The following is a 22,786-nucleotide window of genomic DNA, read 5'->3' as shown; positions in this document are numbered from 1 at the left end:
GCGTGAAGTGTCGGCGTTCGGGATGTCTCCGGCGCCGCTGTCTGCCTGGTACGTGTCGCCTGATGGCGCCCAGTCCGGGCTTCTGCTCGGTGTCGCGACCACGCCGGCGAGGAACCTCGCCCGATCCTGCGATCGGCTCTTGGAAGCGATCCGAGGGTTCGACTGATGGAGCCCGGGCGCTATCCTCGCTGGCTACCTCCTCCCATCGCCAGCGCTCTACGAAGCCTGGGCGGCCAGCCGTTCCTCGACCCGGCGCTTCAGACGGTTGAGCGCGCGGTCCGTCAGGCCGAGTTCGGCGAGCGCGTCGGCGGTCTTGAACAGATAGTCGGTGCAGGGGCCGAGCCGACCGACCGCGCTCGCGACCACGCGCACGATCTCGTCCTCGTCGAGCCGGCCGGCATAGCGCGGGTTGGCCGGGTCGATGGTGAAAGTGACGGCGTCGACCGGGCCGTCGGCGGTTTCGACCCGGACCCAGCGCGGTTTGTAGGCGCCGCTCAGCATCTCGCGGCGCCAGACGATGTCCAGTTCGCAGGCGATCTGGTCGGATGCGAGGCAGAACGCCATGCCGGTGCAGGCGCCGCCGCGCTCCAGGCCCAGCACCAGGCCCGGCCGTTCCGGGCTGCCGCGGCCGAGCGGGGTCCATAGGCAGAAGCGCCGATGCCAGCCGCGGATGCGGCCCTTGCGCCGTTCGGTGAAGTGGAACGCCGGGTTCCAGATCAGCGAGCCATAGCCGAACAGCCACAGGTCGCCGGACGGATCCGAGCGTTTCGGCCGGGCGGCGAGCGTCTCGGCGATCGAGGCCGCACGTTCCGCGTCGGTCAGCACGCGCAGGCCGTTGGCGCTGGCGATTTGGATCACCGCCCCGGCCTGGATCGATTCGCGGGTCAGCTCGACGGCTTGCGGTGCGGGGCTCAGATCGTCCATGGCATCATCCAGCAGGGCGGCTTCGCTGTCGTCCTAGCAAGAAATGGGCGTGGACGGGCCAGGCGGCTCATCATCATGCGGTCTGGCTGATCGGACCGCCGCGCATGCCGTCCCGGGCATGGCGCTGGAGCGCCGGCGCGAGGTCGCCGCGGGCGCCGATCTCGATACGCTCCAGGCCCAGCCAGCCGGCCAACTCGACCAGATGTTCGTGCAATTGCGGTGCTATTGCCACCGGATCGGCATGGCCCTCGACATGGGCAGCAGGCACCAGCAGGACGCGGTTCTGCCGGTCGGCCTTGAGATCGACCCGCGCGACCAGCTTTTCGCCCAGCAGGAACGGCAGCACGTAATAGCCATGCACCCGTTTCGCCTCGGGCACGTAAATCTCGATGCGATAGCGGAAATCCCACATGCGCTCGGTCCGGGTCCGCTCGAATACCAGCGGGTCGAACGGCGACAGCAGGGTCCGCGCGGTGATCCGGCGTGGCAGGCGCGCCGCCGGGTCCAGATAGGCCGGCTGGCTCCAGCCCTTGACCGCGACCGGCAGGACCGTGCCGGCCTCGACCATCTCGGCCAGCCGCGCCTTGCTGTCCTCCGGCTTCAGGCGGAAATAGTCGCGCAGGTCCGGCTCGGTCGCGATGCCCAGCGCGCGGGACGCGATCGCCATCAATTCGCGCTGGGCGTCCGCTTCGTCGGGCACCGGGGCGGCCAGCACGGCGCGCGGCAGCACCCGCTCGGTCAGGTCGTAGAGCCGTTCGAAGCCGCGCCGGCTTGCGGTCGTGATCCGGCCGGCCCAGAACAGGTACTCCATCGCCCGCTTGCCGTCGCTCCAGCCCCACCAGCCGGAGGCCGCGGCCGGACGCGGTCCCGGCTCTTCGGCTTCGCCCTCGAGGTCGCCGGCGGCGATCGGCCCGCGCTGGCGCACCTGCTCGTAAATCTGCTCGACATAGGCCGGCCGATCGCGTGCGATCGTCGCGAGGGCGCCATAGATGTCGGAACCGGAAGCGGCCCGCTCCATGCGCCAGCGCAGCAGCGGATAATATTCCACGGGCACGTAGGACGCCTCATGGGCCCAATATTCGAACAGATGGCGCCGCCGGCCGGCATAGGCAGCCTGATGCAGCAGGTCTGTCTCGTAGGCGCCGAGGCGCGAGAAGGCCGGCAGGTAGTGCGCGCGCGCCAGCACGTTGACCGAATCGATCTGGACCACGCCTAGACGCCGGGTCAGCTTCTTGAAATGCCCCGCCTCGGGCGTTTCGGGCCGGGCAACGCCGAAGCCCTGGGCGCCGAGCGCAATGCGGCGGGCCTCGCCCGCGCTGAAACGCTCGCGCGGGTTCATGGGCCGGCCGGCCGATGCCACAGGTCGCGCGACGCCAGCACGGCGCCGCCGACGATGGCGAGGCAGGCGATGCCGACCGCCGGCGTCGCTTCGGCCTTGCGGGCGGCGATCAGCAGCAGGGTCGACATCAGCGCCGTGCCATAGCTGAGCCCGGACAGCGCGCGGATGTTGCCGCGCTTCACGCCATGGTCCCACGCGAAGAATGCGCCGCCGACCGGACCCAGGCCCAGCAGCAGGACCGCGCCCCAGGCGAGCGGCGAGGTCGGCCAGACCGTGGGCTCCAGCACGAGATGGCAGAGCAATGCCAGGACGGCGGTGGCGCCGCAGAAGCCGCCGACCGCGTCGGTCGGCACCTCGCCGAACGTCCGGCTGACCACCGAATAGGCGGCCCAGATCACCGCGGCGCCCAGCGCTGCGGCATAGCCGGTCATGGCGCCCTGGCCGAAGCTCAGGTCGGCTGCGAAGCCCCGGGTGACCAGCACGACGACGCCGAACAGGCCGCACAGCGCGCCCAACACGTGCCACCAGCGCAGCCGTTCGCCGGTCACGAGGCCGGAGAACAGCACGATCAGCAACGGCCAGAGGTAATTGAGCAGGCTCGCCTCGACCGGCGGCACGGAACCGACCGCCACGAAATACAGGAAGTGATAGCCGAACAACCCGCCGATGCCGAGCAGCCAGACCACGGGCCGCTGGCGCAGGTGGGCGGCGATGGCTTCGCCCCGGACCAGCCAGAGGGCGACGGTGCCGGCAAAGGCGATGCCGAAGCTCATGGCGACGAGCTGGAACGGCGGGATCGGCCCGACCAGCGTCGCCAGCAGGGCCAGCGACGCCCAGAGCAGGATGGCGATACCACCGATCGCCGTGGCGCGATTGCGTGCGGCGAGCCGGGGAGCGGATGCGGAAAGGTCGGTCATGGGGCCGTGGAAAAGAGTGGACGGTGGAGTGATCCCACCGTCCACCCGCCGGATCAATACATATGCTGTCCGCCGTTGATCGACAGGGTCGAGCCGGTGACGAAGCCGGCCTCGTCGGCGACCAGGAACAGCACGCCGCGCGCGATCTCGCTCGCCTGGCCGAGGCGGCCGACCGGGATCTTGGCGACGATCTTTTCCAGCACGTTCGGCGGCACCGACCGAACCATTTCGGTATCGATATAACCGGGGGCGATGGCGTTGACCGTAATGCCCTTGGCCGCACCTTCCTGGGCGAGCGCCTTGGTGAAGCCGTGGATACCCGACTTGGCTGCGGCATAGTTGACCTGGCCGTATTGGCCGGCCTGGCCGTTGATCGAGCCGATGTTGACGATGCGGCCGAAATTGCGCTCGCGCATGCCGTCGATCACCACGCGGGCGAGGTTGAAGCATGAGGCGAGGTTGGTGTTGATCACCTCGGCCCATTGCTCCGGCGACATCTTGTGGATCGTGCCGTCGCGGGTGATGCCGGCGTTGTTGACCACGACCTCGACCGGCCCCAGCTCGGCCGTGACCTTCTCGATGCCGGCCTTGACCGCAGCGAAGTCCGAGACGTCGAACTTATAGGTCGGAATGCCGGTTTCCGCCGTGAAGGCGCGCGCGACATCCTCGTTGCCGCCGAAATTGGCGGCGACGTTGTAGCCGGCATTCTTCAGCGCGATGCTGATCGCGGCTCCGATACCGCGGGTCCCGCCCGTAACGACTGCGACACGTCCCATTCGTACTCTCCCTGCCTAGACGCCGGTCGTTGACCGCCGGGGTTTGGTTGAACTTACCGTCATTCCCGCGCAGGCGGGAACGACGGTATAGAAAGAGCGCTTGGCGGTAGCCCCTTTGCTATTCGCACTCCACGCACATGGCGATGCCCATGCCGCCGCCGATGCACAGCGTGGTCAGGCCTTTCTTGGCGCCGCGCTTCTGCATCTCGTGCAGCAGGGTCACCAGCACGCGGGCGCCCGACGCGCCGATCGGGTGGCCGATGGCGATGGCGCCGCCGTTGACGTTGACCTTGGACGTGTCCCAGCCCAGGTCCTTGTTGACCGCGCAGGCCTGGGCCGCGAACGCCTCGTTCGCTTCGATCAGGTCGAGCTGGTCGGGGGTCCAGCCGGCCTTCTTCAGGGCGGCACGGCTCGCCGGGATCGGCCCGGTGCCCATGATCGACGGATCGACGCCGGCGGTAGCCCAGGACACGATGCGGGCGATCGGCTTGATACCCCGCTTGGCGGCATCCGCAGCGCTCATCAGCAACACGGCGGCGGCGCCGTCGTTGATGCCGGACGCGTTGCCGGCGGTCACCGTGCCGGTCTTGGAAAAGGCCGGCCGCAGCTTGGCCAGGGCCTCGATGGTCGACCCGGCCTTGGGATATTCGTCGGTATCGACCATCACGTCGCCCTTGCGGGTCGAGATCTTGACCGGAACGATCTCGTCCTTGAACCGGCCGGACTCGATCGCCTTCGACGCCTTCAGCTGGGAACCTAGCGCGAACTCGTCCTGCTGTTCGCGGGTGATCTGGTACTTCTCGGCCACGTTCTCGGCCGTGGTGCCCATGTGGTAACCGTTGAAGGCATCCCACAGGCCGTCGCGGATCATGGTGTCGATCATCTGGGCGTCGCCCATGCGCACGCCATTGCGCAGGTGCATGCCATGGACCGACTGGCTCATGCTCTCCTGGCCGCCGGCGATGACGATCGAGCTGTCGCCGTTGCGGATCGCCTGGAAGCCGAGGGCGGCCGCGCGCAGGCCGGAGCCGCACACCTGGTTCAATCCCCAGGCCGTGGTCTCGATCGGCAGGCCGGCGTTGATCGAGGCCTGGCGCGCCGGATTCTGGCCCTGGGCCGCCGTCAGCACCTGGCCCAGGATGACCTCGCTCACTTCACCCGGCTCGACGCCGGAGCGGGCGAGCACTTCGCGGATCACGGTTTCGCCCAGGTAATGGGCCGGCACGCTGGCGAGGGCGCCGTTGAAGCTGCCGACGGGCGTACGGGCCGCTCCGGCGATGATGACGTCCGACATGGGATGGCTCCTCCGGGAAATTCAGGGATGCTCGCCGGCGATGCCTGTTGGCCAGGCTTGGCCACCGACGGGTCTAACGTCTCGACGCTACCATAAGGGGGGCCGAAAAGGGCCGTCCAGCCCCGACGGTGCGGTCGCGCGACAAATGATCCGACTTGTCAGCGGATTGACGACGGAAACGCACCGTCGGCCACATTCATGGCAATTTCATGAAATCGCGCCGGACCGCTGCCGCCCACGGTCCTGTATGCCGTGGCGGCGCGCGACGCCGGACGAACATAAATTCCCCGGCTGCATAATCGTTCCGATCAATTTTAAATCTGTCCCCGATTCGAACGAAATATTGAATAAAATCGGAATGAAAACGGTCGATCTTGATTTGCGCGATTAAATATCCATTTATGGAGTCCTGAAATTCAAAGATATCGTGGAGCGACATCAATGGGTGGCGTTTCGGATTATCATGTTCTCGATTCGAGATATGACGCGTTTCTGTTTGCCGAAATAGGCGAGCAGGGCAATGGCATGCCGATGTCGATGGCCTCGGCCTTGACCCGGCTGGAGCTCGACCCGTGGGACGAGGCGTCTCGCCTGGCCGCCTTGCCATCCGCGTCCGCAGTGACTGCGATATCCCACATGATCGGGCGAACGAGCGGCCTCGTCTCGGTTCCCTCGGAAATCCCCAAACTGTCAGCCCGCTTGGTCGGCCTGCTGGGCAAGGGCCGGGCCGCCGCCCCGGCGGCCAAGCCGGTGTTGAGCCGGCCGACGCTCGCCAAGACGATGCTGGGCAAGATCGTCTTCCGCGGACGGACCTGGCAACTCGACGGCCGCTGGCTCGTGGTCGCCTTCGCCATCGGGGTCGTCGTCATCGCATCGCGCCTGATCCTGATCGGCTGACGGCCGGAAGTCTTTATCGGCGTCGGGCGCCGGTCGCAGGCGGAGTGCCGACAACCCTGGTCTTCCGGGAAGTCACCGAGGCCGTGGCATCGTTCGCTCCAGCCAATCCGCCAGCGGGGTCCAGACCGCATCCTGCGCGCGGCCGGCGACGATCAGGCCGATGTGGCCCAGGTCGGGCTCGATCATCTCGGCACCGGGGATCAGTGCCGCGAGCGGCCGGGCCGAGGCCGGCGGGACCAGCCGGTCGCGCGCCGGCGCGATGATCAGGGTCGGCCGGTCGAACCGTTCCGGCGCCACCGGGCGGCCCGCGACGCGCCAGGCGCCGCGCAGCGGCAAATTCTCCCCATACCAGCCGCCGAAACAGTCCTTGGCGGTCGGCAGCGACAGCGGAACGCCGTCGTTCAGCCAATCCTCGGTCGCGACGAAATCCAACGCCGCGCGCGACGCCGGTTCGAGATCGGCGAAGCGGGTGAACTTGCGCATGGCCAGATGGGGGTCGGCCATGAAGAACAGGGCCTGCAGCATGTCGGTCGGAACCCAGCCGAGCGCTCCGAACGCCAACTCGGCCGGACCGACCAGCGCCGAGACGAACCGGGCATAGGCCTCGTTGCCGGCCTGGAAATCCCACGGTGTGGCGAGCAGGGCCAGGGCGGCCACGTCGCGCCGGCGGCGTTGCGCCAGCGCCAGCGCCAACAGGCCGCCCATGCAATAGCCCGCGACGCCCAGCGGCCCGCCCACATGGTCGAGCGCCGCATCGAACGCGCCATCCAGCCGGCCGGCGACATAGGCGGTCAGGTCGAAGCCGCGTTCCGCCTCGCCAGGCCGGTCCCAGTCGACCAGCAGCGGCCGGATGCCGCGGCCGACGAGGTGACGCAGCAGGCTGCGGCCCGGCGCCAGGTCGAGCACGTGGAAACGGTTGATGAGCGAGGGGACGATCAGGACGGGGCGGCCACCGTCCGGACCATAATCCAGCAATCGCGTCGTGCCCTCGCGCCAGATCTCGGGAGGGTCGGCCAGGTCGCGTCGGTAGGGATGGCCGCGATAGGCCTCGATGCCGGCGGCGAAGCGATCCGCGCGCTGGGCCAGCACGCTTTCGACCGCCGCCGAGAAATCAGGGAGCGCTACGGCGTCCAGCTCGTGGGCGAGGGCCTCGGCGCGCGGGCCGAGATCCGCCTTCCAGCGAAGCAAGCCGCTCTTCAAGAAGGGCAAGGCGAGCCTGGAGCTGTGCCACGTCGTGCCCGCCGTCAGCAGGTGCGCCGGCAACGGGCGTGGGCCCTGGCGCTTCGGGCCGGGCTCTGGGCTGGACCTGGGGTCCGGGGGCGGCGGCTTCGGCGCGGTCATGCCCGGGACCTTCCGGCGGGGTGGCGGATGCGGACGGCCGCGGGGTCGCGGCGCGGGCGGCCAGATCGGGCCACAGCGCCTGCCAGAGGCCGAGCTGGGCCGCCATGCCGCCGCCGACCATCTGCATCATCCGCGTCAGCCCGTCGGTCAGTTCCGGATCGACCGCGGTCGCGGCGATCTGGTCCTGCCACAGTTCGACATAGCGGCGAGCCAGGGCTTCGAGATCCGGCGGCTTCGACATGAATTGGACTATACCTGGCAAAAAGGTCGGAGCAATTACGGAAGCGCCCCATAATTGGGGGTGGGGAAACCGCTTCCGCTTCTGTTATGCTGCGCAACATAGCTGCAAAAAACGTTGCCAAGGTAGCCCTTCGATGAATGCCAAACCGCAGAGTGACCCGGCTCCCGTCATCATCAAGAAATACGCTAATCGCCGGCTCTACAATACCTCCACTTCGAGCTACGTGACCCTCGATAATCTCAGCCAGATGGTTCGGCTGGGCGGTGATTTCATCGTCTACGACGCCAAGAACGGCGAGGATATCACCCGCTCGGTGCTGACCCAGATCATCGTCGAGGAAGAGCAGAAGGGCCAGAACCTGCTGCCCATCAGCTTCCTGCGCCAGATCATCGGCTTCTACGGCAACAACATGGAATGGTTGGTGCCGCGCTATCTCGAATTCACCATGAAATCCTTTGCCCGCAACCAGGAACAGCTGGCGAAGAGTGTCGGCGGTTCGTTCGGCGGCCTGTTCCCGTTCGCCTCGTTCGAGGACATGGGCAAGCAGAACATGGCGCTGTTCGAAAAGGCGATGAAGATGTTCACGCCGTTCGGCGTCGAGGGGGAACTCGCTGCCGGCGGCGAAGCGGTCGCGGGCGAAGCGCCGGCGCCCGCCCAGGGCATCCAGGAACTGACCGAGCGGCTCAACAGTCTGCAAGGCCAGCTCGATGCGCTGACCAAGAAGGGCGTCAAGACCGGGACCTGACTCTCCGCTTCGTCCTTTCGATCCGGCCGGACGCCGGGCGGCCCTTGGCGGGTCGCCCGGCGTTTTCATTCGGCCCCCCGTCGGCATCGCGAGGTTGCCTCTGTGGCGCCGGTCACACGCCCGATCGCGGCCGCGATGCCATGGTCTCGCTCGCGCTGCGGCGCCCGCCGAGGCATGACGTCCGGCGGACAGGGATGTCGATCGGTGAGACGGAAAATGACCGACATCGCCAGAAGCCTGAACCTGATCGAGCCGATGTTCGACGTATCGGTGTCGAAGCGGGACTATATGGCATGCAGCCTGCGGCTGGTGAACCTCTGGTGGGGTTCGGGTGTCGCCCTGCTGGTCACGACGGCGTCCAATCGGCTGCCCGATCCCCATGCGATGGGTTCGCTCGCGACCCTGCTCGCCACGGTGCTGCTATTGCCGCTGGTCGAGAATGCGGTCTATCTGCTGCTGATCGATCTGATCTCGGCCCGGAACCGGGCGCCCCTGCGGGTCTCGTTCATCGCCGCCTTGGCTGCGACCCTGCTGCACTCGACCCGGCCTCCTGAGGCCCTGTTCCTGCTGGGAGCCTATTTCTTCACGGCGGCGGTCTATCTGGCCTGGCGCCACCAAGACCGCAGCTTTGGCTTCTGGTTCGGCGTCGGCCTGCACGGCCTGTTCAACTTGCCGACCGCTGTGCTGGGTTTTCTGGGGTGAGCTTCACCGTCATCCCGATCTGGCTCACCCCGTCATGGCCGGGCTTGATGGAATATTATTAACCTACGTGCTTTCGCCGAAAGACGAAGCATCGCCTTTACGTCGGCGTGTGCGCCTGCAGAAACGGCAGGACCGCCTGATTGAAGTCGCGCGGTTTGACCTGAGTGAAGGCGTGGCCGCCGCCGGCGAACATCTTCAGCTCGGCATCGGGGATGGCGCGTGCCAGGGCCTCGCTGTGATAGGCCGGGATCACCAGGTCGTCGGCAGCGCCGACGATCAGGGTCGGGGCCTTGATCCGGGCCAGGTCCTTGGAGCGGTCGAACGCCATGATCGCATCGATGCGGCTCAGCATGACCTCGGCCGGCGGGAAGCTGGCGATCATCTGCGCCTCGTAGCTGCGCAGCGCCTCGTTATGCTCCGCAACCCAGGCGGCCGGATACAGCATCAGGCTCGCCTGCTGCACATAGGCCTGGGGGCCGAGCCCGCTCAGGATCTCCTTGCGCAGCATGAACTCGCGGCGGAAATAGGCGTCCGGCTTGGGCCAGCTCGACGCGATGATCAGGGCGGCCACCCGCTTGGGGTGCTCGATCGCCAGGATCTGGGCGATGGCGCCGCCGGTCGAATGGCCGACGATATGCGCCTTTTCGATCTCGAGCGCGTCCATCAGGGCCACGACGTCCGCCGCCATCTTGTCGACGGTGTAGGACATCTTCACGTGGTCGGACTGGCCGACGCCTCGATGGTCGTGCAGCACGACCCCGAATTCGCGGGAGAAGGCCGGAACCTGCGGCTGCCAATAGGAGGCATGGCCGCCGAGGCCGGAAATCAGCAGAACAGGGAAACCGTCCCCGTGTCGCTCGACATAGAGGCTGCAATCGCCAATCGACGTGCGTGGCATAGGGCCTCCTTGGAGGGCTCTTGGAAGGGTTGGATGTCGGTATCACCCACCCCGGCGACGAGTCAAATCATCGCGCGCTCAAGGACCCGGTTCCGGCTGCATTGCCGCCATGCAATCACGGCGAGGCTATGACGCAGTGCAGCATTGCCGATTGCTTGACCAACCGGCTGCCTCGTCTTGAAGCAGCCGGCCCAAAGCATATAAATTTTTTAATGCATTCGGCGCGGCGCCAGTATTCAGCGGGTCGGAACCGGCACGTCGCCGCGGTAATCGTAGAAGCCGCGGCCGGCCTTCTTGCCGAGCCAGCCGGCCTCGACGTATTTTACCAAGAGCGGGCAGGGGCGATACTTGGAGTCGGCCAGGCCCTCATACAGCACCTGCATGATGGCAAGGCAGGTATCGAGCCCGATGAAATCGGCCAGCTCGAGCGGCCCCATCGGATGATTGGCGCCGAGCTTCATCGCCGTGTCGATCGCCTCGACCGAGCCCACGCCCTCGTAGAGCGTGTAGACCGCCTCGTTGATCATCGGCAGCAGCACGCGATTGACGATGAAGGCCGGAAAATCCTCGGCGGCGACCGGCTGCTTGCCGAGCGTGACGGCCAGCTCCCGCACGGAGGCGAAGGTCTTCTCGTCGGTCGCGATGCCGCGGATCAGCTCGACCAGCGCCATCACCGGCACCGGGTTCATGAAATGCATGCCGATGAAGCTGCCGGGCCGGTCGGTGGAGGCGGCGAGCCGCGTGATCGAGATCGACGAAGTGTTGGTCGCGATGATCGCGTCCGCCTTGAGGCTGGGGATCAGCCGCTTGAAGATCTCGCGCTTGATCGCCTCCTTCTCGGTCGCAGCTTCGATCACCAGGTCGCATTCGGCGAACATGGCGTAGTCCGTGCCGGTCTGGATGTGGCTCATCGCCTGGTCGCGCTCGGCCTCGGTCAGCTTGCCCTTGCCGATCGCCCGGTCGAAATTGCCGGCGATGCCGGCGAGGGACCGGTCGAGCGCCTCGGCCGACATGTCGTTGAGGCGAACCTCGTAGCCGGCCCGCGCGCAAACCTGCGCGATGCCGCTGCCCATCTGGCCCGCCCCGATGACACCGATACGAGAAATCATGACCGCCTCATTCGAAGGAACTGGTCGCTCCGCCGGCGCGTGCGGCAAAACGAGGACGGCGCAGGATTGCTCCCGCGCCGCCATCATTCATAGCGAGCCTTGGCGTCGCCGTCAGCAGGGAAGCGATGCGGACATTCTCTCAACTCTCCATCATCCTCGGGCTTGACCCGGAGATCCACGTGCGTCTGCCCGGGCACTCCCGGTGCCTGCGGGACGTTGCCCGGAGGCGTGGATGGCCGGGTCGAGCCCAGCCATGACGATGAATAGCTTGTCCTGCTACTTGACCTTGTCCAGTTCCGCAGACAGTTCCGGCACCAGCTTGAACAGGTCGCCGACCACGCCATAGTCGGCGATCTGGAAGATCGGCGCTTCCTCGTCCTTGTTGATGGCGACGATGACCTTGGAGTCCTTCATGCCGGCCAGATGCTGGATGGCGCCGGAGATGCCGACCGCCACATAGAGGTCGGGGGCCACGATCTTGCCGGTCTGGCCGACCTGGTAGTCGTTCGGCACGAAGCCGGCGTCGACCGCGGCACGGGATGCGCCCACGGCGGCGCCCAGCTTGTCGGCGACCTCTTCGAGCATCTTGAAGTTCTCGCCGTTCTGCATGCCGCGGCCGCCGGAGATGATGACCCGGGCGGAGGTCAGTTCCGGCCGCTCCGACTTCGACAGCTCCTGGCTGACGAAGCTGGACAGGCCCGACGCGGCACCTGCTTCGCTCGTCTCGACCGGCGCGCTGCCGCCGGTCGCTTCCGCCGCGGCGAAGCCGGTGCCGCGCACGGTGATGATCTTGATCGCGTCCTTGGACTGCACCGTCGCCAGCGCGTTGCCGGCATAGATCGGGCGCACGAACGTGTCGGCCGACACGACCGCCGAGATGTCCGAGATCTGGGCGACGTCGAGCAGGGCCGCGACGCGCGGCAGGAAGTTCTTGCCCGAGGTGGTCGCCGGCGCCAGTACATGGGTGTAGTCAGGCGCCAGCTTGACGACGAGGGCGGCCAGGTCTTCGGCCAGGCGATGCTCATAGATCGGTGCGTCGACCAGCAGCACCTTCGCGACGCCGGCGATCTGGGCGGCGGCATCGGCGGCGGCCTTGGCATTGGAGCCGGCGACCAGCACGTGGATGTCGCCGCCGATCTCCTTGGCGGCCGTGACGACGTTGAGCGTGGCGGGCTTCAGCTCCGCGTTCGAATGCTCGGCAATGACCAGGAGTGCCATCAGATAACCCTCGCCTCGTTCTTCAGCTTGTCGACCAGTTCGGCGATGGAGCCGACCTTCTTGCCACCCTGGCGCTTCGGCGGTTCCTCGACCTTGAGGGTCGCCAGCCGCGGCGCCACGTCGACGCCCAGCGCGTCCGGCGTGGTCGGCTCGATCGGCTTCTTCTTCGCCTTCATGATGTTGGGCAGTGAGGCGTAGCGCGGCTCGTTCAGGCGCAGGTCGGTCGTGACCACCGCCGGCAGCTTGAGGTCGACGGTCTCGAGGCCGCCGTCGACTTCGCGGGTGACCGCGACCGTGCCGTCCTTGAGGTCGACCTTGGACGCGAAGGTGCCCTGGGACCAGCCCAGGAGCGCCGACAGCATCTGGCCGGTCTGGCTGCAATCGTCGTCGATGGCCTGCTTGCCGACGATGACCAGGGTCGGGGTTTCCTTGTCGACGATCGCCTTCAACAGCTTGGCGACCGCCAATGGCTGCAGCTCGGCATCGGTCTGGACGTGGATGCCGCGATCGGCGCCCATGGCGAGTGCCGTGCGGATGGTTTCCTGGGCCTGGGCCGGGCCCATGGACACCACGACCACCTCGGTCGCCTTGCCGGCTTCCTTGAGCCGCACGGCTTCCTCGACGGCGATCTCGTCGAACGGATTCATGGAGAACTTGACGTTGGCGGTTTCGACCCCCGTCTTGTCCGCCTTCACGCGGATCTTGACGTTGTAGTCGACCACCCGCTTGACGGCGACGAGCACTTTCATCGGTTCACTCCGACCGGGCGCGGCCTCGGGAAACGGGCGCGCCGGCCTTGCGGCAGGTTATCGTTGATCGGGGTTGCCCCCGACGGCTTCAGCAAACGCGGCGGGCCGGCCAGAACAAGCGGGCCGGCGCCGGATCGCGCGGTCATCTCTGGACCGCGGACGATAGGGAGAGGGTGCGCGCAAGTCAATTCGCGCCCGGAAAAGCGGAACTAGCGATTGCCACCAGGCACCCACAGCACGTCGCGCGAGCCGCCGTCATTGACGTGGCGGCCGAGCACGAACAGGTGATCGCTGAGACGATTGAGGTATTTGACCGCCTCGGGATTGACCGGTTCCGCCGCGGCCAGCGCCGTCACCAGCCGCTCGGCCCGGCGCGTCACGGTGCGCGCCAGGTGCAGATAGGCGGCGAGCGGCGTGCCGCCGGGCAGGATGAAGGAGGTGAGCGGCGCCAGATCGGCATTGAGCGCGTCGATCTCGCGTTCCAGCCGATCGACCTGGGCAGCCACGATCCTGAGCGCGCCCTCGTGCTTGCGGCCATCCTCGGGCGTGCACAGGTCGGCGCCCAGATCGAACAGGTCGTTCTGGATGCGCGACAGCATCGCGTCGGTTGAGGCGTCGTCCAGGCTGTGCAGCCGGGCGAGCCCGATCGCGGCATTGGCCTCGTCGACCGTGCCGTAGGTCTCGACCCGGATGTCGTGCTTGGCGACCCGTCGACCGTCGCCGAGCGAGGTCTGGCCCTGATCGCCGCCGCGCGTGTAGATCCGGTTCAGCGTGACCATGGCAGCGTCCCTAACGGTACAGCGTCATGAACAGCACGACCAGGATCAGCACGGCCGCCTGCAGCAATACGCGCATCTGCATGAATTTGTTCGAGCGCCGGGCGTCGTTGCCCTTGATCATCTGGATGATACCCCGAACCAGCACGGCCAGGGTGGCGAGGGCGGCAACGACGATGCCGATGATGAGAAGAGTGTGCATCCGCGGGAATATAGTCGCGGCATCCCGTCGTGCCCAGGCCGCTCTGGCGCTTTGCGTCGGCGGCAGTTCGCCCTATGCTGATCGCGTCGCCCGTTCCCGTCGCCGAGGCCCCTCGATGCGCCCGTCCTCGTTCACCGAACTTTCCCAGCCCGCCGCCGGCCGCTTCGCCGCGCGCGTGCAGCGCTGAGCCGGACGCTCCGTGGCCGTCGCCATCATCCTCGACCTGGACCCCAGCGCCGCCGCCATCGTGGATTGGATGGCCGGCACGCTCGAGCATAGTGCTGGTTTGCCCAGCTATCGCCAGACCGGTCTCGCCCCGCATATGGCGCTCGCCGCCTACGAGGCGGCGGATATCGCCGATCTGGCGCCGCGCCTCGACCTGTGGGCCGCGGCGCAAATCCCGCCGACCATCCGCCTGGGCAGCCTCGGCGTGTTCGGCGGCCCGTCCGGCACCCTGTTCCTGGCGCCGATCGTCGGACCGGAACTGCTGGCGCTGCACGAGAGCTTCCATAGCACCTTCGCCGACCTGGCGCCGGTGCGCTGGCCGTTCTACGAGACCGGCAACTGGATCCCGCATGTGGCGCTGGCCCAGGAACTCGACAGCCTGTCGCTCGCCGGCGCGGTCGAGGCGCTCGCTCCCGGCTTCGCCCCGATCGACGCCCAGCTGCCGGCCCTGCGCGTCATCAGCTACGACCCGCTCGACACGCTGCACATGGCGATGCTCGGCGCGGGGATGTTCTAGGGCGATTGTCCCAACGCCGATCGTGCGCATATGATGCGCATGGAGGTGCATCATGGCTTTGGGCTACGACGCAAATGCGGCCAAGCGGCCGGTGAACATGTCTTTGAACGAGGATCTGGTCGCCAAGGCGCGGCAATTCACCGGCAATTTGTCGGAACAGGTCGAGCGGATGCTGGCCGACTTCGTGATGCAGGAACAGAAGCGACGGATCGACCAGGAGGCCGCACTCGATCGGGCGATCGAGGGTTGGAACGAGTTCGACGCCAAATATGGTTCGTTCGCCGATGAATATTCCCCGCTCTGATGGCGCAGTTTGATGTTCATCGAAACATTGGGCCGCAGAAGCGGGATTTGCCGTTCGTCGTCGTCGTTCAGTCCCGTCGCTTCGACTCGTCCGGTCGGCGCGTCGTGGTCCCGCTCACGCCAGCGGCCGGTATCTCTTTCGCCGAAGGGCGATTGAACCCGACGTTCGAGGTCGAAGATCGGCTGGTCGTCTTGCACCCGTTGCTGATCGTTTCGATCGCTCTCGACCAACTTGGCCCGAAAGTCGGCTCGCTTGCCACGGAGGGCAACCGCATCATTGCCGCGCTCGATCTGGTGGTCTCGCGCGCCTGGGACTGACCGCGTCAATTCCGCCCCGCCAGCAGCCCGCGGGCGATGACCTGCGCCTGGATCTCTGCCGCACCCTCGAAGATATTCAGGATGCGGGCGTCGCACAGCACCCGGCTGATCTTGTATTCGAGTGCGTAGCCATTGCCGCCGTGGATCTGCAGGGCATTGTCGGCATTGGCCCAGGCGACGCGGGCAGCGAGCAGCTTGGCCATCCCGGCCTCGATATCGCACCGCCGGTCGCCGTCCTTCTCGCGCGCGGCGAAATAGGTCAGCTGGCGGGCCACCATGGTCTCGACCGCCATCCAGGCGAGCTTGCCGGCGACGCGCGGAAAATTCACCAGCGCCTTGCCGAACTGGACCCGGTCGAGCGCATAGCGCAACCCGATCTCGAGCGCGTTCTGGGCGACGCCGACGGCGCGGGCCGCCGTCTGGACGCGCGCACTCTCGAACGTCGCCATCAGCTGCTTGAAGCCCTGGCCCTCGACCCCGCCCAAGAGGTTGGCGGCCGGCACCGTGAAGCCGTCGAAGCCCAGCTCATATTCCTTCATGCCGCGATAGCCCAGCACCTTGATCTCGCCGCCGGTCATGCCCGGCGCGGGGAACGGGTCCGCCTCGGTGCCGCGCGGCTTCTCGGCCAGGAACATCGACAGGCCCTTGTAACCGCCGTCCTTGGCATCGGTCCGGGCCAGCAAGGTCATGAGGTCGGAGCGGCTGGCATGGGTGATCCAGGTCTTGTTGCCGGTCACCGCGTAATGGTCGCCGTCGAGCATCGCACGGGTGCGCAGCGAGCCCAGGTCGGAGCCCGTGTTGGGCTCGGTGAAGACCGCGGTCGGCAGGATCTCCCCGGACGCGATCCGGGGCAGGTAATGCTCCTTCTGGGCCTGGGTCCCGCCCAGGCGAATGAGTTCGGCCGCGATCTCGGACCGGGTGCCGAGCGAGCCCACGCCGATATAGGCCTTGGACAGTTCCTCGGTCACGACGCACATGGCGAGCTTGCCCATGCCCAGGCCGCCGAATTCCTCGGGGATGGTCAGGCCGAACACGCCCAGCTCGGCCATCTGGTCCACGACCTCGATCGGGATCAGCTCGTCCTTCAGGTGCCAATCATGGGCGTGGGGCTCGACCGCCTCGGCGCCGAAACGGCGGAACTGGTCGCGCACCAGGACCAGGGTCTCATCGTCGAGCGCCTCGTCGCCGAAGCTGCCGCCGTCGAGCGCGCCTTGGATCAGCTGGGCGATCCGCACGCGGGCCGCGGCCGCCGTGCCGGCCGCGATCAGGCTGCGGACGGGACCGGTGCGGAAGGTCGCGACCTCTTCCGCATCGATGCCGAGGTCGGCCGGACGGATCATCTCGACCTGGCTCAACGGCACGCCGCCCTCGAGCTGGGCCAGGTATTCGCCGAACGCAACCTGCAGGATCAGGCTTTCGAGTTCTCCCAGCCGCCCGGTCGCGTCGAGCCGCAGCGCCCAGGCGCGCATCTCGCGCAGTGCCCTGGCATAGGTCGAGACCCAGGCAAGCCCGTGCGCGGCATATTGGTGCTGCTCCAGCAGGTCTGCATCGACGGTGCCGCCGGGTGCCACCAATGCGGCGACGGCGCCTTGGCCGGAGGCGACGAGGCGATCGGCCGAATCGGCGGCAGCGGCGGTCAGGGCAAGCAGGTCGGGCAGCAGCAGCGGGGAAGAATTCATCGGTATATCCAATTGATACTCGACACATGGTCCGTCATGCCCGGGCTCGATCCGGGCATCCACGCGGCGCCGCTCGGCGACGAAGCCATACCGCTCGAAGGCGTGGATGGCCGGATCGAGCCCGGCCATGACGGCGATACTATAAGCGTAGTTTTCGCATGGAAATGACGGTCAGGCGTGAATGGCGTCGTCCAACGTCTTCATGCCGGGGTGCTTCGCCTGGACCAGCACGGCCATGTTGCCGGGCTTGTGCTGGTTCTTCATCATCTTGGTATGGGCGCGCGGGATGTCGGCCCAGGAGAACACCTCGGACAGGCATGGGTCGATGCGCCGCTCGACCACCAGGCGGTTGGCCTGGCTCGCCTGCAGCAGGTTGGCGAAGTGGCTGCCCTGGATGCGCTTCTGGCGCATCCAGACGAAGCGCGCGTCGAAGGTCAGGTTGAAGCCGGTCGTGCCGGCGCAGAACACGACCATGCCGCCGCGCTTCACCACGAAGCAGCTCAGCGGAAAGGTCTGCTCGCCCGGGTGCTCGAACACGAAATCGACGTCGTTGCCCTTGCCGGTGATGTCCCAGATCGCCTTGCCGAACGCGCGGCATTTCTTCATGTATTCGGCATAGCCGGCCTGGTCGTCGATGTCGGGGCACTGGCCCCAGCAATCGAAATTCTTGCGGTTGATGACGCCCTTGGCGCCCAGCTGCAGCACGAAATCGCGCTTGTCCTCTTCCGAGATGACCGCGATCGGGTTGGCGCCGGCCGTCGCGATCAGCTGGATCGCCATGGACCCTAGGCCGCCGGCCGCCCCCCAGACCAGCACATGGTCGCCGGGACGCAGGATGTGCGGGCGATGGCCGAACAGCATGCGATAGGCGGTCGCGAGCGTCAGCACGTAGCAGCCGCTCTCTTCCCAGGTCAGGTGGCGCGGCCGCTCCATCAGCTGCCGGCCCTGGACCCGCGCGAATTGCGCGAACGAGCCGTCCGGCGTCTCATAGCCCCAGATGCGCTGGCTGGGCGAGTTCATCGGGTCGCCGCCGTTGCACTCCTCGTCGTCGCCGTCATCCTGGTTGCAATGGACCACGACCTCGTCGCCGACCTTCCAGCGCTTGACCTTGGAGCCCACCGCCCAGACCACGCCCGAGCAGTCGGAACCGGCCACGTGGAACTCGGCCTTGTGCACGTCGAACGGCGAGATCGGCTTGCCCAGCGCCGCCCAGACGCCGTTGTAATTGACGCCGGCGGCCATGACCATGACCAGCACCTCGTCCTGGCCGATGGCCGGTGTCGCCACGACCTCGACCTGCATGGCGCTTTCCGGTTCGCCATGGCGCTCGCGGCGGATCGCCCAGGCATACATGCGCTCCGGCACGTGACCCAGCGGCGGAATCTCGCCGACTTCGTACAGATCTTTTGTCACTGGTTGCGCCGATACGCCATTTTCAGACCCATCATTGTGCAGCTTGATGACTTCGGCCGTGCCGCTCATCGCTCTTCTCCCGGTTCCTCAACCTTGCCGCAGCCCGTCGGGCGGCGGATCGTTTTCTCTTGCGATAGAGCCGTATCGCAGGCCCTATTGCATCGCATCCTGCCCGGACCGAAATCTGTTTGCAATGCACAAAACGACGGAATATTACTCATGGTTCCAGTGGAGTGATATTTTATTTCTAAAATTGCGCTTTTTCTGAAAATTGCGGCGCAGATCACTAGATAGCAGTCTGGTGATAAGGCGAAAATCGCGTCGTCGCAATGGGTTGGAATGGGGTTTGGGAGGCCTGGATGAGCGACGACAAGCGCGGATCGAACGACCCGTACCGGGAGCAGCCCTGGCTGATCCGCACCTATTCCGGCCATTCCTCGGCAGATGCATCGAACGCGCTCTACCGCACGAATCTGCAACGCGGCCAGACCGGCCTTTCGGTCGCGTTCGACCTGCCGACCCAGACCGGCTATGATTCCGACCACGTGCTGGCGCGCGGCGAAGTCGGCAAGGTCGGCGTGCCGATCGGCCATCTGGGCGACATGCGCGCCCTGTTCGACGGCATCCCGCTCGACCGCATGAACACATCGATGACGATCAACGCGACGGCGCCCTGGCTGCTGGCGCTCTACATCGCCTGCGCCGAGGAGCAAGGAGCGTCCCGGGCCGCCCTGCAGGGTACGACCCAGAACGACATCCTGAAAGAATACCTGTCGCGCGGCACCTATATCTTTCCACCGGGACCCAGCCTGCGCCTGACCGGGGATGTCATTGCATTCACCTATCGGGAACTGCCGAAATGGAACCCGATGAACGTCTGCTCCTACCATCTGCAGGAGGCGGGGGCGACGCCGGTCCAGGAACTGGCCTATGCGCTGGCGAACGCGGCGGCCGTGCTCGACGCGGTCAAGGCCGGCGGCCAGGTGCCCGAGGCCGAGTTCGGCCAGGTCGTCGGCCGCATCAGCTTCTTCGTCAATGCCGGCATCCGGTTCGTGACCGAGATGTGCAAGATGCGCGCGTTCGTCGAGCTGTGGGATAAGCTGACCTTCGACCGCTACGGCATCGCCGACGAGCGCTTCCGCCGCTTCCGCTATGGCGTGCAGGTCAATTCGCTCGGCCTCACCGAACAGCAGCCTGAGAACAACGTCTACCGCATCCTGCTCGAAATGCTGGCGGTCGTGCTGTCGAAAGACGCGCGTGCCCGCGCCGTGCAATTGCCGGCCTGGAACGAGGCGCTGGGCCTGCCCCGGCCGTGGGACCAGCAATGGAGCCTGCGCCTGCAGCAGATCGTCGCCTATGAGACCGACCTCCTGGAATATGGCGACCTGTTCGACGGCTCGCCGGTCGTGGCGGCCAAGGTCGCGGAACTGGCGGCCGAGGCCATGGCCGAGTTCGACCGGCTGCAGGCCATGGGCGGGGCCGTCGCCGCGATCGAGAGCGGCTACATGAAACAACGCCTCGTCGAATCGAACGCCAAGCGCCTGGGGGCGATCGAGCGCGGCGAGCAGAGCGTGATCGGCGTCAACCGCTTCACCGAGAGCGCACCGTCGCCGCTGACCGCCGAGGGCGAGGCCGGTATCCTGACGGTGGAGGCCGGGGTCGAAGCCCAGCAGGTCGAACGGCTCGCCGCCTGGCGGCGGGCCCGCGACGGCCAGGCGGTGGCGACCGCGATCGAGGGCCTGCGCCAGGCGGCATCCCAAGGCGCCAACATCATGGAACCGTCGATCGCGGCGGCGCGGGCCGGGGTCACGACCGGCGAATGGGCCGAAGCCTTACGCCAGGTGTTCGGGGAGTACCGTGCCGCGACCGGCGTCGCCGCGGCCTCCTCGACCGGTACCACGCTCAGCCCCAAGGACGCGCTCAGGCCGGTGCGCGAGCGGGTCACCGCCGTCTCGGCCCGGGTCGGCCGGCGCTTGAAGATGCTGGTCGGCAAGCCGGGCTTGGACGGCCATTCCAATGGCGCCGAACAGATCGCCCTGAAGGCGCGCGACGCGGGCTTCGAGGTCGTCTACGAGGGCATCCGCCTGACCCCGGCCCAGATCGTCAATGCCGCCTTGGAGGAAAGCGTCCATGTCGTCGGCCTCTCGATCCTGTCCGGCAGCCATGTGGCGCTGGTCGGCGAGGTCATGCGCGGCATGACGGCCGCCGGCATCGACGACATCCCGGTCGTGGTCGGCGGCATCATCCCGCCCGAAGACGCGGCCGCCTTGAAGGCCGCCGGCGTCGCGCGGGTCTATACGCCCAAAGACTACGACCTGACCCGCATTATCGCCGACATCGTCGACCTGATCGACGAGCGGGGGGAAATGGCGGCTTAGGAGGGCGCTCCCGTTCGGCCGTCGATCAGCTTTGTTCTTTTTGTCGCTGCCTGGCTCGCCGCTTTGTACCGAGGACCGAGTGGCGGGCTCCCGCGTGTCGAAGCCCCAATCCCATGCGGAATAACTCGGGCACCTCATATGGCGGCGAGTCTCCTAAGATTATGCCGTGAAGCTGCAACAGCTCGATATCATTCAAATCCAGTCCGAGTTCGTCCAAAGCTTCTTGGTCGATAGGAGCTCTAACACTATTAATTTTAGCGCGAAATTTGGCGAAGACATTTGCAAGTTCGGCGATTTCTTCCTCAGTCTCAGCTACCTTCTGCTTACTGGTAGGGCCGATGGCGGACTTGAGAGAGCCCGGCGGCAATAGCCTAGAACCGTAGGTATCCCGCTCGTCTGATAGCGCGGCCCCCTCAGCGGCATTTTGAAGAAAGCGAACCAGATCGCGCGCTACGAGCCTGCCTTGAAGATCAGATAATGCAGCGATAACCCACCCCGCCGTATATGCTTCTTTCACTCGTCGCTGTCCTGGCTGCTCATCCGGACCTAGCTTCCGGCCCCATAGCGGAATGAGTCGACGTTCCTTTTCCGGCTGACTTAGATCGGAGAACGCTCGATCCCAAACCGTTAGAGCACCCGACTCAGTCGTGATCCATGCGGCTAGTTCCAAAACATCTGCTTCAGTCCAAGTGAGCGCAAAATCGCGATATTGTGCGCGGAATTGGCTCCGATTTTGAGCTACTCCTGCGTTGACGCTGTCTCGTCGTGCAAAAACAATAAGCCCCAGCGGGCGCCCCGGTTCGCTTCTAAGCCGAAGTGGAAGATCGATAAGAATCGCCCTGAGCATAGGTGGCACATGCTGGTCTTTTGCTGAATCGTAAAGTTCCTCGATGCCTTCGACCAAACACACTAACCGCCGTCCTGAAGCCCTCAGGTTATCAAGAAGTCTTTGCCCACTCCCGCCTTCGCCTGGAGAGAAACCGGCGGACCACGCGATCGCGTCGAGCCACAGGTCCGTCCAATCCTTTTCACTCAAATTCGTCGACAGTTTCTCTCGGAGAACCGCGCGGGTATTGCTTACAGACTGAGGCGCACCTGCGCCAACTTCCGCTGAAACTCGGGCCCGTGCGTCATCGATTTCCTGTCGGAACGTGTCACTGGTTTGGATCGACCCTAAGACCGGCAGCAAAGTCGCATCGGTCTTAGAGGACGTAATGCCGACGCCTTTAGCGACGCCATCCCAAGTCCTTCGGGACAGAACGTAGCGGGCGGTCAAAGTCTTGCCTGTTCCCTTCGCTCCTTCGACGATTACAATTGGGACTTGCGTATTTTCCATCGCTAAAGCCCTCATCGGGCTTGTGATCAGTGGGTTCTCTATCGGCCGATCGGCCGTCTCGGCTGACACCAGACGTGCTGCAAAATCAGCGAGTGCTTTGCGCCTACTCTCGTTGGTCTGCGAGTTCTCTCTTGATTGAGGAGCTTCGACAGGAGCCGTGTTTTTGTCGCCAAGAACGGCATCCAACCACGTGTTTAGTTGGGGTTGCAAGCGTCGAAGGAAGCCTGAACTTTCGAGCTGCTCAGAGAAACCCTCCCATCTGCGAGCGGGTACATGAAGATCAGTAACTTCGCCTAGCTTGGCTACAAATAGAGGATTCAACTCTAACGCATCATCAAGAACCGGCATGTTTGCTGGAGCCTCAGTTAAGCGGTCCGCAAGCAAACTGGAAATCATCTGTTCCAAAGCTGGTGCCAAGATCGCTTCGTCCTGACCCAGGTCTCGCAAAATTCCGGGAATTCGGTTGACCACGAGAAGAGGGGGGGCAGG

At 66.0% G+C, this 22,786-nt stretch carries 23 protein-coding genes; 8 read left to right on the top strand and 15 right to left on the bottom strand.

What is annotated here, in order from left to right:
- Nucleotides 1-216 precede the first annotated feature (216 nt).
- From VGV37_RS01250 to VGV37_RS01230, 5 genes are all read right to left on the bottom strand, one after another.
- Nucleotides 217-924: a gamma-glutamylcyclotransferase gene (locus tag VGV37_RS01250; RefSeq protein ID WP_326877784.1), complete on the bottom strand. Its 708-nt coding sequence runs from the start codon at nucleotides 922-924 to the stop codon at nucleotides 217-219.
- 73 nt (nucleotides 925-997) lie between these two features.
- Nucleotides 998-2,263, bottom strand: a complete 1,266-nt coding sequence (locus VGV37_RS01245) for a winged helix-turn-helix domain-containing protein (protein WP_326877783.1) — start codon at nucleotides 2,261-2,263, stop codon at nucleotides 998-1,000.
- Complete coding sequence (locus tag VGV37_RS01240; RefSeq protein WP_326877782.1) at nucleotides 2,260-3,180, bottom strand: DMT family transporter; 921 nt, start codon at nucleotides 3,178-3,180, stop codon at nucleotides 2,260-2,262. The genes VGV37_RS01245 and VGV37_RS01240 overlap by 4 nt, the downstream gene beginning before the upstream one ends.
- 53 nt (nucleotides 3,181-3,233) lie before the next feature.
- Nucleotides 3,234-3,956, bottom strand: a complete 723-nt coding sequence (gene phbB / locus VGV37_RS01235; RefSeq protein WP_326877781.1) for an acetoacetyl-CoA reductase — start codon at nucleotides 3,954-3,956, stop codon at nucleotides 3,234-3,236.
- Nucleotides 3,957-4,074: 118 nt separating this feature from the next.
- Nucleotides 4,075-5,250, bottom strand: coding sequence for an acetyl-CoA C-acetyltransferase (locus VGV37_RS01230; protein ID WP_326877780.1), 1,176 nt, complete (start codon nucleotides 5,248-5,250; stop codon nucleotides 4,075-4,077).
- A gap of 525 nt (nucleotides 5,251-5,775) precedes the next feature.
- Here VGV37_RS01230 and VGV37_RS01225 point away from each other — a divergent pair.
- On the top strand, nucleotides 5,776-6,147 hold the full coding sequence (locus VGV37_RS01225) for a hypothetical protein (RefSeq protein WP_326877778.1): 372 nt from the start codon (nucleotides 5,776-5,778) through the stop codon (nucleotides 6,145-6,147).
- A 72-nt stretch (nucleotides 6,148-6,219) separates the two neighbouring features.
- On the opposite strand, the gene VGV37_RS01220 is transcribed toward VGV37_RS01225, so the two are convergent.
- On the bottom strand, nucleotides 6,220-7,488 hold the full coding sequence (locus tag VGV37_RS01220) for an alpha/beta fold hydrolase (RefSeq protein ID WP_326877777.1): 1,269 nt from the start codon (nucleotides 7,486-7,488) through the stop codon (nucleotides 6,220-6,222).
- 374 nt (nucleotides 7,489-7,862) lie between these two features.
- Here VGV37_RS01220 and phaR point away from each other — a divergent pair, with 374 nt between their 5' ends.
- Nucleotides 7,863-8,474: a polyhydroxyalkanoate synthesis repressor PhaR gene (phaR, locus tag VGV37_RS01215; RefSeq protein WP_326877776.1), complete on the top strand. Its 612-nt coding sequence runs from the start codon at nucleotides 7,863-7,865 to the stop codon at nucleotides 8,472-8,474.
- Nucleotides 8,475-8,690: 216 nt separating this feature from the next.
- Nucleotides 8,691-9,176, top strand: coding sequence for a hypothetical protein (locus tag VGV37_RS01210; RefSeq protein WP_326877775.1), 486 nt, complete (start codon nucleotides 8,691-8,693; stop codon nucleotides 9,174-9,176).
- Between the two features lie 97 nt (nucleotides 9,177-9,273).
- Here the strand turns inward: VGV37_RS01210 and rutD are convergent, their stop codons facing one another.
- The 6 genes from rutD to VGV37_RS01180 all read right to left on the bottom strand — a co-directional run bounded on the left by rutD (nucleotide 9,274) and on the right by VGV37_RS01180 (nucleotide 14,128).
- Nucleotides 9,274-10,074, bottom strand: a complete 801-nt coding sequence (gene rutD / locus VGV37_RS01205) for a pyrimidine utilization protein D (RefSeq protein WP_326877774.1) — start codon at nucleotides 10,072-10,074, stop codon at nucleotides 9,274-9,276.
- A 236-nt stretch (nucleotides 10,075-10,310) separates the two neighbouring features.
- Nucleotides 10,311-11,183, bottom strand: a complete 873-nt coding sequence (locus VGV37_RS01200; protein ID WP_326877773.1) for a 3-hydroxybutyryl-CoA dehydrogenase — start codon at nucleotides 11,181-11,183, stop codon at nucleotides 10,311-10,313.
- A gap of 276 nt (nucleotides 11,184-11,459) precedes the next feature.
- Entirely contained in the window at nucleotides 11,460-12,401 is a 942-nt protein-coding gene (locus VGV37_RS01195; protein ID WP_326877772.1) for an electron transfer flavoprotein subunit alpha/FixB family protein, read from the bottom strand.
- Nucleotides 12,401-13,150 carry an electron transfer flavoprotein subunit beta/FixA family protein gene (locus tag VGV37_RS01190; protein WP_326877771.1) on the bottom strand — a complete coding sequence of 250 codons (750 nt, stop codon included), beginning with the start codon at nucleotides 13,148-13,150 and terminating at the stop codon, nucleotides 12,401-12,403. Before VGV37_RS01190 ends, VGV37_RS01195 begins: the two co-directional genes overlap by 1 nt.
- Before the next feature lie 209 nt (nucleotides 13,151-13,359).
- Entirely contained in the window at nucleotides 13,360-13,929 is a 570-nt protein-coding gene (locus VGV37_RS01185) for a cob(I)yrinic acid a,c-diamide adenosyltransferase (protein ID WP_326877770.1), read from the bottom strand.
- 10 nt (nucleotides 13,930-13,939) lie between these two features.
- Nucleotides 13,940-14,128 (bottom strand): twin transmembrane helix small protein, encoded by a 189-nt coding sequence (locus VGV37_RS01180; RefSeq protein WP_326877769.1) that lies wholly within the window; start codon nucleotides 14,126-14,128, stop codon nucleotides 13,940-13,942.
- Between the two features lie 199 nt (nucleotides 14,129-14,327).
- On the opposite strand from VGV37_RS01180, the gene VGV37_RS01175 reads away from it, so the two are divergent.
- The 3 genes from VGV37_RS01175 to VGV37_RS01165 are packed head-to-tail and all read left to right on the top strand — an operon-like array spanning nucleotide 14,328 to nucleotide 15,491.
- The gene (locus VGV37_RS01175; RefSeq protein WP_326877768.1) at nucleotides 14,328-14,870 is read left to right on the top strand and encodes a 2'-5' RNA ligase family protein; all 543 of its coding nucleotides are present in this window, start codon (nucleotides 14,328-14,330) and stop codon (nucleotides 14,868-14,870) included.
- 52 nt (nucleotides 14,871-14,922) lie between these two features.
- On the top strand, nucleotides 14,923-15,174 hold the full coding sequence (locus tag VGV37_RS01170; RefSeq protein ID WP_326877767.1) for a type II toxin-antitoxin system CcdA family antitoxin: 252 nt from the start codon (nucleotides 14,923-14,925) through the stop codon (nucleotides 15,172-15,174).
- Nucleotides 15,174-15,491, top strand: a complete 318-nt coding sequence (locus VGV37_RS01165) for a CcdB family protein (RefSeq protein ID WP_326877766.1) — start codon at nucleotides 15,174-15,176, stop codon at nucleotides 15,489-15,491. Before VGV37_RS01170 ends, VGV37_RS01165 begins: the two co-directional genes overlap by 1 nt.
- Before the next feature lie 5 nt (nucleotides 15,492-15,496).
- Here the strand turns inward: VGV37_RS01165 and VGV37_RS01160 are convergent, their stop codons facing one another.
- Nucleotides 15,497-17,170 (bottom strand): acyl-CoA dehydrogenase family protein, encoded by a 1,674-nt coding sequence (locus VGV37_RS01160; protein WP_326877765.1) that lies wholly within the window; start codon nucleotides 17,168-17,170, stop codon nucleotides 15,497-15,499.
- Nucleotides 17,171-17,206: 36 nt separating this feature from the next.
- Between VGV37_RS01160 and VGV37_RS01155 the strand changes: the two genes are divergently transcribed.
- Entirely contained in the window at nucleotides 17,207-17,338 is a 132-nt protein-coding gene (locus VGV37_RS01155; RefSeq protein ID WP_326877764.1) for a hypothetical protein, read from the top strand.
- 3 nt (nucleotides 17,339-17,341) lie between these two features.
- Here the strand turns inward: VGV37_RS01155 and ccrA are convergent, their stop codons facing one another.
- Complete coding sequence (ccrA, locus tag VGV37_RS01150) at nucleotides 17,342-18,652, bottom strand: crotonyl-CoA carboxylase/reductase (protein ID WP_326877763.1); 1,311 nt, start codon at nucleotides 18,650-18,652, stop codon at nucleotides 17,342-17,344.
- A gap of 290 nt (nucleotides 18,653-18,942) precedes the next feature.
- On the opposite strand from ccrA, the gene VGV37_RS01145 reads away from it, so the two are divergent.
- The gene (locus VGV37_RS01145) at nucleotides 18,943-20,961 is read left to right on the top strand and encodes a protein meaA (protein ID WP_326877762.1); all 2,019 of its coding nucleotides are present in this window, start codon (nucleotides 18,943-18,945) and stop codon (nucleotides 20,959-20,961) included.
- Nucleotides 20,962-20,986: 25 nt separating this feature from the next.
- Here VGV37_RS01145 and VGV37_RS01140 read toward each other — a convergent pair.
- The coding region (locus tag VGV37_RS01140) for a hypothetical protein (RefSeq protein ID WP_326877761.1) at nucleotides 20,987-22,786 on the bottom strand (1,800 nt) is incomplete at its 5' end.

Origin of the sequence: Aliidongia sp. (assembly GCF_035943795.1) — a bacterium.
In the GTDB taxonomy this organism is placed as follows: domain Bacteria; phylum Pseudomonadota; class Alphaproteobacteria; order ATCC43930; family CGMCC-115725; genus Aliidongia.
Note: the sequence above shows the minus strand (reverse complement) of the source record. Positions and strands in the feature narration are given on the sequence as shown.